Here is a 16135-nt window from a genome sequence, read left to right as displayed (position 1 = left end):
AACAAATAAAGTGCCTGAATTTTTTGTCTGTTAGTTACAGTTCGTTGCTGTGACATAATTATTTTTAATTCGGTCGCAGTGTCTTCAATTCTTTCTTGGTAATTTACTTTCATACAATCGTCCTTTTGCTAGAAGTGCTATTGTAGCATATTTTTGGAGAAGTGGTATTAGTTGCTTGCTTGGCTTTTCTTACCCCCCCAGCCCCCCCTTAGCAAGGGGGGGAGCAAGAGGGTTTTTCGTTGTTGCTTGGCTTTTTTACCCCCGTTGCTAAGGGGGGGAGCAAGAGGGTTTTTCGTTGTTGCTTGGCTTTTTTTACCCCCGTAGCTAAGGGGGGTAGCAAGAAGTTTTTTTGAGGTTGTGTGAACTATCCGTGTAAGTCCGGTAGATGCAAAAAAGGGGCAACTCGCGTCGCCCCTTATCTATTTAACCAACTGCAAAATTAAACTTCCACAGCAATCTTTTGTTCCGAAGCCTCGGGCGAATTAGCTTCACTCGGCGGCACAACTTGCCAGAACTTAGGCAAATATTCCGACCAATTTGCTAAAATCTTCTCAGCTTTCTTGCTGCCCGTTCGATCGCGCTGAGCCTCGATTAACTCCTTCAATTGCGCCTCCCCAGCGGCCGTACAAACGCGCTGCATCTTCACAATCTCCCCGTTGACGTGAGCCGGGAAACTCCCATCTTCATCGAGGAAATAAGCCAAACCGCCAGTCATTCCAGCGCCGACGTTGCGGCCGACTTTTCCTAACACGACGATCGCGCCACCAGTCATGTACTCGCAGCAGTGATCGCCCGCACCTTCAATGACTGCTTTCGCCATCGAGTTACGCACCGCAAACCGTTCGCCAGCTTTACCCGCAGCCAACAGAGTTCCCCCCGTCGCACCGTACAAACAAGTGTTACCGACGATCGCATTTTCGGAAGCATCATAAGTCGCACCAGCCGGAGGTGCGATCGCAATTTCGCCGCCGTGCATCCCCTTACCAACGTAGTCATTGGCTTGGCCTGACAGTACCAGCGTCATCCCCGGCAAATTGAACGCGCCGAAGCTTTGGCCCGCGCTACCAGTGAAGTTGAGGGTGATGTGACCGCTAAAGCCGGTGTTGCCGTGTTGCTGTGCGATCGCACCTGCCAAACGTGCGCCTACAGTGCGATCGGTATTCACCAATTTTACATTCTTGCTAACAGTGCCGTGATTGGCGATCGCACTTTGAATCTCAGCATCCGCGAGCAAATCATCGTCTAACACTGGCCCGTTGGTGTGTACGTCGCCATGGATCAAGAAAGATCGATCGCTCTTAGTATCCGGTAACTTGGTCAAACAATCCAAATTAATCGCTTGAGTTTTAGTTAGTTGCACCCCCTCGCGCATTTTCAGCAAATCCGCGCGACCGATGATATCTGCGATCGACTTATAACCCAATTTTGCCAGTAAACTCCGCACTTCTTGTGCTACGAAATAGAAGAAATTAACAACGTGTTCCGGCGTACCAGGGAACCGTTTCCGCAAGTGTTCTTGTTGAGTTGTTACGCCCACCGGACAACTATTCATGTGGCAAACGCGAGCCATAATGCAGCCTTCTGCAATCATTGCCACCGTGCCAAACCCGTACTCTTCGCCGCCCATCAAAGCGCCTACAATCACGTCCCAGCCGCTTTTAAAGCCACCGTCAACGCGCAGCAAAACTCGATCGCGCAATTTATTTTCCATCAGCACCCGGTGAACTTCGGTCAATCCGAGTTCCCACGGAGAACCTGCGTGCTTAATCGAACTCAGTGGCGAAGCACCGGTGCCGCCATCGTGGCCCGAAATTTGAATCACATCAGCATTTGCCTTGGCGACACCAGCCGCTACAGTCCCGATGCCGACTTCCGACACCAACTTCACCGAAACTCCTGCTTTCGGATTGATTTGGTGCAAGTCAAAAATCAACTGCGCCAAATCCTCGATCGAATAAATATCGTGGTGAGGAGGAGGAGAAATCAGCGTGACACCCGGTTTTGATCGGCGCAAATAAGCAATGTACTCGCTCACTTTCGGCCCCGGCAATTGACCGCCTTCACCCGGTTTCGCACCTTGTGCGATTTTAATTTCAATTTGTTCGGCGTTCATCAGGTACTCAGGAGTCACCCCGAAGCGTCCCGAAGCTACTTGTTTGATGGATGAAGAAGCTGTATCGCCGTTCTGCAAACCTTTCAAGTGAGGTAGCGTTTGTGAGAAACCAGCCGCGCTCACATCGTTTAGCACTTTGTAGCGCACCGGGTCTTCGCCGCCCTCGCCGGAGTTGGATTTGCCGCCGATGCGGTTCATCGCGATCGCGAGAGTTTCGTGGGCTTCCGGGGACAAAGCGCCGAGAGACATTCCGCCCGTGGCGAAGCGTTTGACAATATCTGCTACAGATTCTACTTCTTCGAGAGGAATCGGAGGGCGATCGCTCGCAAAGTCGAGCAAATCGCGCAAAGCCGTTACCGGGCGGTTTTCAAGCTGTTGCTTGTAAACCTCGTAATGGTCGTAGGCACTTTCACCATTTTTGTCACCAATTGGTGTCATTTTTGGTTCGGCCCCGTTGCCATTACTGTTAGTCTGAGCCTTAAAAGTAGTCACAGCCTTGTGCAAAGCCTTCGCCATTTCCGGGCTGTTCATGTGATATTCACCACCCCGGCGGTACTGCACAAAGCCGTAATTTTCCAGCTTTTTGAGGTGCAATTCTGGGAAAGCCTGACTGTGGAAAGACATTACCTCGTTAGCCAGTTCCGCCACACTCAAACCGCCGATGCGGGAAACCGTGCCTTTGAATCCCAAATCGAGCAAATCAGTGCCAATGCCGATCGCCTCAAAGATTTGTGCCCCCTGATAGCTAGCCAGTAGTGAAATCCCCATTTTCGAGAGAATCTTCAGCAGCCCATTTTCCACCGCTGTGCGATATTTAGCTTGAGCCTGTGTGACGGTAATATTGGGAACTTTGCCATGCTGCATCAAGTTTTGAGTCTTGCTGTCAGACCACCAGGCGCGCACGCTTTCCAATGCCAAATAAGGGCAAACAGCCACTGCACCGTAACCGAGCAAACAAGCGAAGTGGTGAGTGCTCCAACATTGGGCGGTATCGACAACTAGGGAAGTTTGCATCCGCAGCCCGACGGCAATTAAGTGGTGGTGAACTGCACCAACTGCCAGGAACGGCGGAATATAAGTGCATTCTGCACTCAATCCACCAGAAGATACATTGCCTTCTTCCTTGAAAAGTCGATCGCTCAAAATCAGAATTCTCGAACCCTCGCGCACCGCTTGAGCCGCGTTTTGACAAAGTTGCTCGACTGCGGTTTTCAAACCGCCAGGCCCGGCAGCAATTTTGTAAAGCGTTGACAATTCGGTAGCTAGGAAAGACTTCTGGTCTTTCAAGAAAGACAGTTCAGCGTCGTTGAGTACGGGGGAATCAATTTTCAGCCGCTTGGCATTTTCTGGTACTGCTTGCAGTAAATTGCCCCGCAGGCCCACATTCATCGTCAGCGACATCACCATCCCCTCGCGCAGGGGGTCGATCGGCGGATTAGTCACTTGAGCGAACCGCTGTTTGAAATAGTTGTACAGCAACTGAGGCTTTTCTGACAATACAGCTAAGGGAGCGTCGTCGCCCATGCAGAAAGTCGGTTCCTTCCCAGAACTCGCCATCTCGACAATCACCATGTCCAAATCTTCTGCTGTGTAGCCAAAAGCAGTTTGGGTTGCTAACAGCGTTTGCGGGTCGAGGGTTGGTGTTTCGCCAAAAGGCTGCGGCTGCAAGATTTCGCGGTTTTGTTTCAGCCATTCGCCGTAGGGATGCCGCTTAGCAATTCGCTGCTTGAGTTGCCAATTTTTGAGAATTTCCTTGGTTTGCAGGTCAACTGCAATCATTTGTCCTGGCCCCAAACGGCCTTTTTCGACAATATCTGCTTCGGGAATATCGACAACTCCGGCTTCGGAAGCCACAATTACCAAACCGTCTTTAGTAATGCAGTAGCGGGCCGGCCGCAAACCGTTGCGATCGAGCGTAGCACCTACTTGTTTGCCGTCGCTGAACACCAGCAGTGCGGGGCCGTCCCAAGGTTCTTGAATGCCGCTGTAATATTCGTAAAAATCGACAATTTCTGGATAAGGAGCCAAATCCGGCTGATTTTTGTAAGCTTCGGGCACCAGAATTGTCAGGGATTCCAGGGGGGTCCGGCCGGAGTGTACTAACAACTCCATCACGTTGTCCAAGTTTGCCGAATCGCTGCTTTCGGGGTTGACAATTGGGTTGAACGTGTCGATATCAGCTTGACTCCAATTCGGGTGAGCTAAATTCGCTTGCCGCGCTTTCATCCAGGTAATATTGCCCAACAGCGTGTTAATTTCCCCGTTGTGTCCCAGCAAGCGCATGGGCTGGGCTAAGTGCCAGCGGGGCATGGTGTTGGTGCTGAAGCGCCGGTGATAGACGGCAAAGGAGCTTTTATAAGCGGGATTTTTCAGGTCTGGGTAAAATTCTGCCAATACAGCCGATCGCACCATGCCTTTATAGACGATCGTGCGGCAAGAGAAAGAGCAAGTATAAAAGTCTTGGCGGGTGAAGTTGGGCCGATTGGACAGCGCGTGTCCGATCGTGCGGCGCGCCAAAAATAGATGTTTGTCGAGTTCGTCTCCGGCTAAGTGCGGTGAACTGACAATTACTTGTTCGATTTGAGGTTGATTTTCTAGCGCTTGCTCGCCCAAAACCGATGGTACAATTGGAACTTTGCGCCATCCCAAAAGTTTCAGCCCGCGATCGGTCAGAACTTGCTCAACCACCTGCCGCGCTATAGTCGCTTGAAATTTATCTTGAGACAGAAACAGCATTCCCACGCCGCAATTTTCCCGCGCCGGAGGCACAATTCCCTGTTCGGCAAACCAAGTATCCAGCAATTCCCAAGGAATCGCGGTCATTAAACCCGCACCATCGCCGGAATCAGAGTCAGCGCTGCAACCGCCACGGTGTTCTAGACAAGTTAAAGCTGGGAGCGCTTTTTCAATAATCGAGTGCGTAGCTTCGCCGCTTTGGTTGGCAATAAAACCCACACCGCAGGCATCTCTTTCTTCCACTAACCAGCTTTGGCCGGCATAGGGAGTTCCTCGCTCAGTCTGATGCACGTTTCTGTTTGGATCGATCGTGTTACCCATGTTGATTGAATGTTATTTCCGTGATTGTGTGGTTGATGCGTTTTTATAGCTCGGAGAGAGAAGGCTGCCGAGCGGTGGGAGCCTAGTAAACTTTAAGACAGCACATTGGAAGCTGATTTGATTAAAAATTTACGTCGATGCGGCCTGTACCTAGCACTGAAACCCTGTTTGCAGATTTTAAATTATCTCGCTCGCATCGCCTCAGAGATGTCTCCTAGAATACCCTGCTGTTAAAAAGCAGTGATTCTTTGGGCGATCGCCGCCCTGCAACTAGATACATTGCAGCCGATCTAGTTTTTTGTGTGGGTTTTTCCTGAGTTCGGAAGGGTAGCCTTGCGGACTCAGGTAGATAGTAACTTTAGCGTTATTTTGCTTGCTGCGCTGTTGAGTTGCTTTCGTCAGCGCCCGCAGACACAAAAGCAACCTGCCCGCTCAGTCGGTAGGTGCAATGTAGCAGCGCGGTTCACAACTGGTGAAACCTGTCTTATTGTGAAGTCAACTCTCAAGCCGCGAACATCAAGTTTATCAAAAATTTGATAAAATTTCACCCATTAGACTTAGAGTTTGCGTGCAAGTCTTGTCAGCGATCGTCCAGAACTCACGCTAATAGGCCTAGCCGAAAAAGGTTGACAGTTTTCCATACCTCTAATTAAGATTTTTTTACCCACAAAGTTTTGTCATCTCAAATCCGTTGGCATCGTCCTGTATTCATCTCTCTCTTCCCTTTCTCTGTATCCTCTGCGTCCTCTGCGGTTTAATCATTCCGATACAACCGGAATGGATATCACTCATCAATGCAGGATATCTCAAGGATTTCTAACACATTAGGAGCACCTGGTAGAGCCTGCGCCGCCTTTTTGACCACGCGCCCCAATGGATACTTGCTTGCTGACAAGATTCGGGGAGAGGCAAAAATTTTAGACCACTGTTCAAGCTGCCAGATTCATTGAAGTAAATCTCAAATCTCAAACTCAACTCGACTAACGCTCACAAGCTTGTCCTTGGTAATTTTGTTTAGCTCAACCGTGAGCGTTTTTACAGATTTGATTGGCATGGGGAATATTTCATGCCTATCTTTTATAAAAGAAAGGTTAGTTAGCGGCAATCGTAAGACTGGTAAAATGTGCCGATGGTGATTACACTCAATTCTGCATACAGGTAGACCGAAGCCCAGTGATATAAATCATGGCAATTCTATTATATGATAGATATAATTAAAATAAAGTGACACTTGTTTAAATAGCATGGCGGTTGATAATTCACACTTTTTTCGTAAGGAATATAGCAATCCTAAATGATTTGCGTAATTATTGTAGGGGCAATCCCCCCGTGGTTGCCCCGATAGATAGGGGTAGGCACGGGGGCACTACCCCTACAAATTTATTTGAATGATTTAGGATTGCTATAGGTTAGATTGAATTAACCCCACACACTTGTATCAACGCGTGTTAATGACTCAGCCAATAGGCAAAAATCTAAAGGAATTTTAGGTCAAGGCTATCTCAAAACAAGTATACAAGCAAAAACAACCAAAATATTAAGTCTGGTTTTAAAAGGGCGGTTTCATAATTTGAGCTACAAAGTAGATTAAACTAAATATAGTTAATCAATAGCACGGCCGATAGAGCGAAAATAGTAGATAGTAACTCTAAAAAGCTTCAGCTAGACAGAAGCAGTAGGAGTAGGTAGGTATGGCTAGCATAACAAATATTTTTCGAGGATATCAAATTAACGAGCAAATATACGCAGGCAATCGAACTCTAGTTTATCGTGGCCGTCGGTCTTCAGATCAGCAGCCCGTAGTGATAAAACTGCTGCGAAATGACTTTCCCCGCTTCCACGAACTGGTTCACTTCCGCAATCAGTTTGTTATTACTAAAAACTTAGAGATCCCCGGTACTGTCAAGGCATACAGCCTGGAGACTTACCATAACCACTATGGTCTGGTGATGGAAGACTTTGGGGGAATTTCCTTAACTAGCTACCTCGCTAGTCTGGTGTTCGCCAGCAAGGAACCCCTAGAAGGCTTGCCCATTAACGAGTTTCTTCCCATTGCAATTCAAATTGCCAACTCGCTTGACGGACTTTATCGCCACCACATCATCCATAAGGATCTCAAACCCGCCAACATTCTAATTAACCCTGTCAGCAAACAAGTTAAGCTGATTGACTTCAGCATTGCTTCCCTGTTGCCTCGCCAAACTCAAGAAATTCAAAATCCCAACCTCCTCGAAGGCACTTTACCTTACATATCTCCCGAACAAACTGGGCGAATGAACCGAGGCATTGATTACCGCACGGATTTCTACTCTCTGGGAGTTACATTCTACGAACTGCTGACGAGACAGTTGCCTTTCCAAAGCGAAGATCCGATAGAGTTAGTACACTGTCACCTTGCCAAGCAGCCTATCCCACTCCATCACCTTAACAAAAGCGTTCCCTTGGTGCTGTCTGAAATTGTTAGCAAACTGATGGCGAAGAATGCGGAAGATAGGTATCAAAGTGCGATCGGACTCAAGTTTGATTTGGAAAATTGTTTGTACCAGTGGCAAAAAACTGGAGAAATCGCCTCTTTTAAACTAGGCCAGCGAGATTTGTGCGATCGCTTCATCATTCCCGAAAAATTATATGGTAGAGAGAACGAAGTATTCTCTCTACTAGCAGCCTTCGATCGCGTGAGTGCAGGAAGCGCCGAAATGATGCTGGTGGCTGGCTTCTCAGGCATTGGCAAAACCGCCGTCGTCAACGAAGTTCACAAACCCATTGTCGCAGCTAGAGGCTACTTCATCAAAGGCAAATTCGACCAATTTGGACGCAGCCAACCATTCTCAGCTTTTGTACAAGCTTTTCGCGATTTAATAAACCAATTGCTGAGCGAAACAGATGCTAAAGTTGAACAGTGGAAGACTCAAATCCTGGCAGCATTGGGCGAGAATGCTCAGGTAATCGTTGAGGTAATTCCCGAACTAGAGCGCATTATCGGCGAGCAACCACCCGCACCAGAACTCGTCGGCAGTGCTGCCCAAAATCGCTTCAATCGGTTACTCGATAACTTCATTCAACTCTTCACAACCAAAGAACATCCCCTCGTCATCTTCTTAGACGACTTGCAATGGGCAGACTCAGCCTCATTGAACTTGATTAAACTTCTGACGAGCGATCGCGATCGGGGCTATCTCTTATTAATTGGAGCGTATCGAGATAACGAAGTCAGTCCCGTACACCCTTTAGTGCTGACATTATCCGACATTCAACAAACCGGAGCTACGATAAACACCATTAGCCTCGCGCCCCTCGATTGCTTCAATTTGAATTGTTTGATTGCCGATACTTTAGTTTGTTCTAGAGCGTTGGCTATGCCCTTAACCGAACTGGTCGATCAAAAAACCCAAGGCAATCCATTTTTCAGCACACAATTCCTCAAATCTTTGCATGAAGATGGGCTAATTACATTTAATTTTGACGAGCGGTATTGGCAGTGCGATCTCGCCACAGTGCGAACCTTAGCCCTGACAGATGATGTTGTAGAGTTCATGGCGCTTCAATTGCAAAAGTTGCCATCCCAGACTCAAGAAGTTTTAAAGTTAGCTGCCTGCATTGGCAACGAATTCGATTTAGCCACGCTGGCGGTAGTTTGTGAAAAATCTGCTTCAGATACAGCAGCCAACTTGTGGCCTGCTTTGCAAGCAGGGTTGATTCTCCCACTAACTGAAGTTTATAAATTTTTCACTTCAGAGGAGTTGGAATTCAGAAATCAGAATTCAGAGGGAGAAAGCGATACTTCTGACTCGTGGTTCCAGAATCCAGACTCCTGTAATTACAAATTTCTGCACGATCGCGTACAGCAAGCAGCTTACGTTTTAATTCCCGAATCCCAGAAACAATCCACTCACCTCAATATTGGTCAACTTTTGTTGATTAATACTCCAACAACAGAAAGGGAAGAGAAAGTTTTTAATATAGTTAACCAGTTGAATTATGGTGTTGATTTAATTACCGAGCCAACCGAGCGTTACCAACTGGCTGAGTTGAATTTGATCGCGGGACGCAAGGCGAAGACGGCTACTGCTTATGCTGCAGCACGCAAATATTTAAGTTTTGGCAAGCAAATCCTAGCTCCCGATAGCTGGAAAACTCACTATGAAACAGCCCTCGAACTGCACGTATTAGCGGCAGAAACTGCATACCTGAGCTATGATTTTCAGGAAATGCAGGAATTAGCAGCTTTAGTCCTCCACAATGCCAGAACGCTGCTGGATAAGGTCAAAGTTTATGAAATCGAGCTTTCTGCTTGTACGGCGCAAGTCAAACCCAAACAAGCCGTTGAAATGGGGTTAGCAGTTCTCAAACTCTTGGGAATCTGCTTCCCAGAAAATCCAACTCCGGCAGATATTCAGCAGCGACTAGAACAAACCGCGTCACTTTTTGCGGGTAAAAAAATCGCGGAGTTTATTGATTTGCCAGAAATGGAAAATCTCCAAAAGCAAGCAGCCTTGCGGATTCTCTCAGGTTTAGTTTCTCCAGCCTATATCACGGCTCCACTTCTCCTGCCACTGGTTATTGTGGAAATGGTTCATTTGTCGGTTAGTTATGGGAATGCCCCCTTATCTGCCTTTGCTTACGGCTTGTATGGATTGGTATTAAGCGGTGTAGTTCAAGACATTGAAACCGGGTTTGAATTTGGGCAATTGGCGTTAAATATTGTTGATTTATTTAATGCTAATTACCTCAAGACTAAAGTATATTATACAGTCGGCGTTCACATCATACATGGGAAACATCATGTTAAAGAAACCATCCCTCTTTTAAAAGAGGGTTACGCCAGAGGACTGGAAACCGGAGAGCTAGAATTAGGATATTCAGCCAAAGAAATCTCTCAATATTCATATTTAATCGGTCGGGAAATTGCCGGACTAGAAGAGGAGGTAGCGACCTACTGCAATGCGCTAGTTCAATTCAAACAAGAAGTAGCGTTAAATTATACCCAAATCGTTCATCAGGCTTTATTAAACCTGCTGGGGCGATCGGAAAATCCCTGTCAATTTGTGGGAGATGCCTACAATGAAGAAACAATGCTCCCCTTTCACATCCAAGCAAACGATCGCAACGGACTCCACTATTTGTACTTCCATAAAATGCTTGTGTGTTACCTGTTTGGAGAAACCGAGCAAGCTTTAGAAAATGCTCGGCAAGCCGAACAGTATTTAGACGCGGTGACGGGTATGCTCAATGTGCCGATGTTCTACTTTTATGACTCTCTAGCACGGCTGGGAGTTTGTACCGAGGTGGGTTCATCGGAAGAGAAACAAGAACATCTGCAAAAAGTGAAAAGCAACCAGGAAACCCTTCATAAATGGGCACATCACGCCCCCATTAATTTCTCGCACAAATGTTACCTAGTGGAAGCCGAACTGTTCCGAGTGCTGGGTGAAAATGTGCAGGCGATGGAGAGTTACGATCGCGCCATTGTTCTTGCTAAAGAAAACGATTATCTCAACGAAGAAGCTCTGGCGAATGAATTGGCTGCTAAATTCTATCTGGCATGGGGGAAAGAAAAACTTGGCCAGGTATATCTAATAGATGCGTACTATGCTTATGCTCGTTGGGGAGCGAAAGCAAAAATCGACGCTCTAGAGCAACGCTATCCCCAACTTCTGGCTCCTATCTTCAAACAGGAGAATGCTGGTTCGTTCGAGAAAGGTACTACTTCCTATGAGAATTCATTAATTTCTAGTCATCGCCAAACAATTGCTGGAAGTACGAGTACCACAGTAATAGATTTACCAACAGTTATCAAAGCTTATCAAGCTTTGTCTAGCGAAATTAAGCTGGAACAATTGCTCACTACCCTTATGGAAGTAGCAATTCAGAATGCAGGCGCTCAAACAGGAGTATTAATTTTGAAAGAAGAGGACAACTGGACAATCGCCGTCCACTGTAGCGATCGCCAAGGCTGTCTTCTGCAAGAAACTATTGGGATTGAGGAGAGCGACTCTATTCCCCAGACTGTGATTAATTACGTTAAACGTAGCAATAAAACCCTAGTTTTTGATGATGTCAAGACTGAATTAATATTTACTGCGGACCCCTATATCAAGCAGCACCAACCTAAGAGCATCCTATGTACTCCGATTATCCATCAAGGCAAAATGATGGCAATTCTGTATTTGGAAAATAATCTGACGACGGGGGCATTCACTGGTGATCGCGTCGCCCTCCTCAACATCCTCTGTTCCCAAGCTGCCATCTCGCTGGAAAACGCCCGCTTGTATCAGCAATCTCAACAGCTTTATCAACAATCTCAGGAGGATGCCCAAAAACTAGAGCAGTCTATCAACAATCTCAAGCAGATGCAACTGCAACTGGTACAGAATGAGAAGATGTCTGCTCTCGGAAATTTAGTTGCAGGTGTAGCCCACGAAATTAACAATCCCGTAGGCTTTATCGCCGGCAACTTGCAACCGGCTCAAGAATACGTGGGGGATTTATTCAATTTGATTGATTTGTATCAAGAAAAATTTCCCAATCCGGGAGGGGAAATTGAAGCCGAAATTGAGGATATGGACTTGGAGTATTTGCGAGAAGATTTGCCCAAATTGATTGGCTCGATGAAGGAGGGAGTCGAGCGCATCCGCAATATCAGTACGAGTTTGAGAACGTTTTCCAGGGCTGATAGCGATCGACCAGTTTCTTTTAATATTCACGACGGACTCGAAAGCACTCTGCTAATTCTCAAGCACCGTTTAAAGGCCAGCGAGTTCCGCCCTGCCATTGAAGTTGTGAAAGAGTATGGTAACTTGCCCCTAGTGAAATGCTTTCCCGGACAGTTAAACCAGGTATTTATGAATGTGCTGGCTAATGCTATTGACGCTCTGGAGGAGTCCAATAAGGGCCGGAGTTTTAGTGAAATTAAAACCCTACCTAATCAAATCACGGTTCAAACAGCTCTGAGCGAAGACAATAATCAGGTTGTGATTCGCATTAAAGATAATGGAGTGGGGATGTCGCCCGAAGTCAAGGAAAACATCTTTAACCACTTATTTACAACCAAGGCTGTGGGTCAAGGAACTGGATTAGGATTGTCGATCGCACATCAAATTGTTGTGGAAAAACATGGAGGTACGTTACTCGTGAATTCTTCTTTGGGGCAGGGTTCGGAGTTGGTGATTTCTATTCCGGGGTGAGCCTTTTATAGTAGGGCTTGAGCGCAATTAGTGCGCTCGCCAAAAATATCGGATTTAGTAAGAAGAAACATACGGATATTCCGGGTTTCTACATCCCCATGCGTTTAAAAGTGAAATTGTGAGTTTTAAGCTGTGAAACGTAATTTTTTTTATTGGCGTATAATATTGTCAGTCTCGATTTTACCCGTACTGGCTATCGCCCCGTCTTTGTTCTGGAATCAACCCGGAAGAGCACAACAGGGGGAGATGGGTGGGCTGATTGATGCTTCGAGAGTCCGCCAGGGAATGAATTCCCTGGCTGGTAGCGAAAGTCGGTTAAAACCGACTGAAATATTGAGCGATAGTTCTCTTGAGAGAACTTCAGCTATGAGACAGGGAATTCATTCCCTGTCGGAATATAGGCTTTTGGCTCAATCTGTACCGCCATCTTCGATAATTAGACAAGGCCGCCAAGTTTCTCTAAACGGCCGCATTCTGCCCCTAGCTTGGACTCAGCAGCCGGCAAACAGCACTTCTGGGAATTTCCGAACTTGGATTGCTGATGTTGGATTGATGCAAAGTGCGGGAGTGGATTTGCTTAGCAGCGCCGACAGTACCAAACAACCGGTGCAGTGGTTTTCGGTATCTTTAACTGGTGCTCAAAGCTTAGCAGCGCGGGCAACAGGCCCGTATCGTTACTTAGATGTTACCGATTTTGCTAGACTTGCGGGTTGGGAGATATCTGCTGATGGGAATATTCTAAAAATTACTTCTCAAACTGCAAGTGTTACCGGAATTCGGCAAGCAGAAATAGAATCGGGCGATCGCATTGTAGTAGATCTCGATCGACCAACTCCTTGGCAAGTTAACTTTGTCAATAAACCAATCCCGTCGCCGACACCCACACCCAACCCCCCAGACGACCCTACAAAGCCCGCTATCCCACTGCCAAACCTCCGCCCAGCGCCAAACCTCGAAACACCAGACGACCCGACCAAACCAGCCCTCCCGCTGCAAATAACGCCCGCTGCGCCGATCGCCGGTCAAGAATGGTTGATCGCGATCGATGCCAAAGTCGATCCGGCGTTACTTCAGGACACTTTTCAAACCAGCAAACAATTGCTATCACTAAAAGTCGAACCTGACGGCGCTCAAACCAAAGTCAAAGTGAAGATTCCTTTAGGTTGGCGGCCGCAAGTTTTCAGCCTGGGAAATCCTCATCGATTAGTTATCGACATTCGGCCAGATTCGTTAGTAGAAAAAAACATTGTTTGGGCGCCCGGCGTCCAGTGGCGGCAGCAGTATCAGAATTTAGGAACTGCTCGTTTTCCAGTAGTTTGGTTAGAAGTTAATCCGCGTCAAGCGGGTGTGAAAATTAGACCAATTCTCAGCAATCCGCCGACAGATCAAGGCACTGCACCTTTATTGCAAACAGCAGAAGTGTCTGGTGCGGCGGCGGCGATTAATGCAGGTTTTTTCAATCGAATTAATCGCTTAGCTTTAGGGGCAATTCGGCGTGACAATAAATGGATTTCCGGGCCGATATTGAACCGGGGGGCGATCGCTTGGAACGATCGGGGAGAATTTGTGATTGATCGTTTAACTTTGCAAGAAATTTTGATCACTCCGGCAAATCAATTTTTGCCTGTTTCTCATCTCAATAGTGCCTACGTACAACCGGGAATCGGTCGCTACAATTCTGATTGGGGAACAACTTATACTCCGTTGTCTGGCAATGAAATAGTTGTGACAGTTGCGGACGAGCGAGTTGTCAGTCAATCCCCCGGAGGTGCGCCGGGAACAACAACTTTTCCCATTCCAGCTAACGGTTATATTTTGGCTTTGCGTTCGGATTTTTTCCCTGCATCTGAACTCTCTATCGGCACTTTATTGCGTTTAGAAACTAACAGTTTTCCTGCTGATTTCAACCGTTTTCCTTACATTCTCGGCGGCGGGCCGGTGTTGGTACAAAACAGTCAAGTTGTACTGGATGCTAGGGGGGAAGGGTTTAGCGATGCCTATGTTAGACAGACAGCAATTAGAAGTGCGATCGGGCGAAATGCTGCGGGGAATTTGCTGATTGTAGCGGTGCACAATCGTGCGGGCGGGGCGGGTCCAAATTTTGCAGAACTGGCGCAGATATTGCAGCAAATGGGTGCTGTGGAGGCTTTAAATTTAGATGGGGGAAGTTCGACGAGTTTGTATTTGGGAGGTAGTTTGCTCGATCGACCTCCGTCAACTGCTGCGAGAGTTCATAATGCGATCGGTATTTTCATTCAACCATAAGTAGTTAATTTTCGACAATTTTCGGCGGTTAGAAACCGCTACTACACAAACAAAGTTCACCTACGTGGACTGGTAAATGTGAATGTCCCAACCTGCGGAGGCAGGTTTCGTCTTTGTAGCCGCGGTTTCCAACCGCCGCGGCATTTACAAATCTTTTGCCAAAAATAACTTGACATCCCAGTCTCCCTGTGCTAGCTTTTCGAATAGTATGGTGTTTAATCCACAAATTGCAGCACTTTAGCTATGTTCACAGCCCACAGCAATTTTTATTTTTGGTGCAGCCAAGTTCGCCCGGAGTGAATTGGTAATTCACTGTGAACATCTGGGCGAACCGCAGATTAACACCTGCGGTTTTGTTTTTTCTACTTCTTTCCCCAACAACCAATCGAGCACAAGCGAAAACAGCAATGACATTATTCAGTAACTGGTACTACAGCTTTTATTTTTGGCCCAACAAGAGTTCTGGGTAAATTGTCGCGCTGTCTTTTCGCACGAACCCGGAACTCCTAACAGTTCCGGGTTTTTTGTTGTCAACCACCCACTTAATTTTCCTGGAAAATACCCTCATGTTAGAAGCCAAACTCGTCACTAAATCTCATCCCGAACACCAAACAATTGTCAAACTCTCAGAAACAGTCTCAGTCGGCGGCAGAGAATTATTAATCATCGGTGGCCCCTGTACCGTAGAAAGTTCCGCACAAATGGAAACTGTCGCCCGCCAACTATCCGCCACATCCGTGCAAGCTTTGCGAGGCGGAGTCTACAAACCCCGCACTTCTCCCTATGCTTTCCAAGGGATGGGAATTGAGGGACTGGAAATTTTAGCTGATGTCAGCCGGCGTTACGGTTTGCCCGTGGTGACAGAGGTAATGTCGATCGCCCAAATCGAGCCAGTTGTCACCTATGCTGATATGCTGCAAGTAGGCAGTCGGAATATGCAAAACTTCGAGTTACTAAAGGCGATCGGTCAAGCCGGAAAACCAGTCCTCCTAAAACGCGGCTTATCAGCCACAATCGAAGAATTTGTGATGGCCGCCGAATACATTCTCAGTCACGGAAATCCTCATGTAGTTCTCTGTGAAAGAGGCATCCGCAGCTTCGACAATTACACACGAAACGTATTAGATTTAGGTGCAGTCGCAGCGCTGAAACAGTTAACTCATTTGCCAGTGATTGTAGACCCTTCTCACGCCGTCGGCAAGCGAGAATTAGTCGCACCACTAGCCAAAGCAGCGGTTGCTTGCGGTGCAGACGGATTAATTATTGAGTGTCACCCGCAACCGGAAAAATCGGTTTCTGACGCGCGGCAAGCTCTTTCTTTGCCCGATATGGTAGATTTAGTTGTTAGTTTGCGCCCTGTAGCCGCCGCCGTTGGCCGCTGCATACCGGAGATTAATGTGCCTTCAGAGGTATTAAGTTGGAAGTGATATTGGTAGGAAATAATCTATAACTTTTAACGTCAAACTCTACAGTCGGTTTTAACCGAATTGAGCTTTGAGGCAGGGGTTTAAGCCCC

At 47.1% G+C, this 16135-nt stretch carries 4 protein-coding genes; 3 read left to right on the top strand and 1 reads right to left on the bottom strand.

Annotated elements, in window-relative coordinates; all coding sequences use genetic code 11:
• Positions 1-439: 439 nt before the first annotated feature.
• A complete protein-coding gene (locus tag QUA10_RS04545) occupies positions 440-5170 on the bottom strand; it encodes a glutamate synthase-related protein (protein WP_333081426.1) in 4731 nt (1576 codons plus the stop codon).
• Positions 5171-6861: 1691 nt separating this feature from the next.
• Here QUA10_RS04545 and QUA10_RS04540 point away from each other — a divergent pair.
• The 3 genes from QUA10_RS04540 to aroF all read left to right on the top strand — a co-directional run bounded on the left by QUA10_RS04540 (position 6862) and on the right by aroF (position 16046).
• Positions 6862-12354 carry an AAA family ATPase gene (locus tag QUA10_RS04540; RefSeq protein ID WP_333081425.1) on the top strand — a complete coding sequence of 1831 codons (5493 nt, stop codon included), beginning with the start codon at positions 6862-6864 and terminating at the stop codon, positions 12352-12354.
• 165 nt (positions 12355-12519) lie between these two features.
• Positions 12520-14619 carry a phosphodiester glycosidase family protein gene (locus tag QUA10_RS04535; protein ID WP_333081424.1) on the top strand — a complete coding sequence of 700 codons (2100 nt, stop codon included), beginning with the start codon at positions 12520-12522 and terminating at the stop codon, positions 14617-14619.
• 566 nt (positions 14620-15185) lie between these two features.
• A complete protein-coding gene (gene aroF / locus QUA10_RS04530) occupies positions 15186-16046 on the top strand; it encodes a 3-deoxy-7-phosphoheptulonate synthase (RefSeq protein ID WP_333081423.1) in 861 nt (286 codons plus the stop codon).
• The last annotated feature ends 89 nt before the right edge of the window (positions 16047-16135 follow it).

This window comes from Microcoleus sp. Pol8_D6, assembly GCF_036700965.1.
GTDB lineage: Bacteria > Cyanobacteriota > Cyanobacteriia > Cyanobacteriales > Microcoleaceae > Microcoleus.
This window is presented reverse-complemented; position numbering and strand designations above follow the sequence as displayed.

Excerpts from the sequence above, each read along its gene's own strand:
- QUA10_RS04545 (WP_333081426.1), bottom strand. The coding sequence starts at position 5,170 with ATGGGTAACACGATCGATCCAAACAGAAACGTGCATCAGACTGAGCGA.
- aroF (WP_333081423.1), top strand. The coding sequence starts at position 15,186 with ATGTTAGAAGCCAAACTCGTCACTAAATCTCATCCCGAACACCAAACA.
- QUA10_RS04540 (WP_333081425.1), top strand. The coding sequence starts at position 6,862 with ATGGCTAGCATAACAAATATTTTTCGAGGATATCAAATTAACGAGCAA.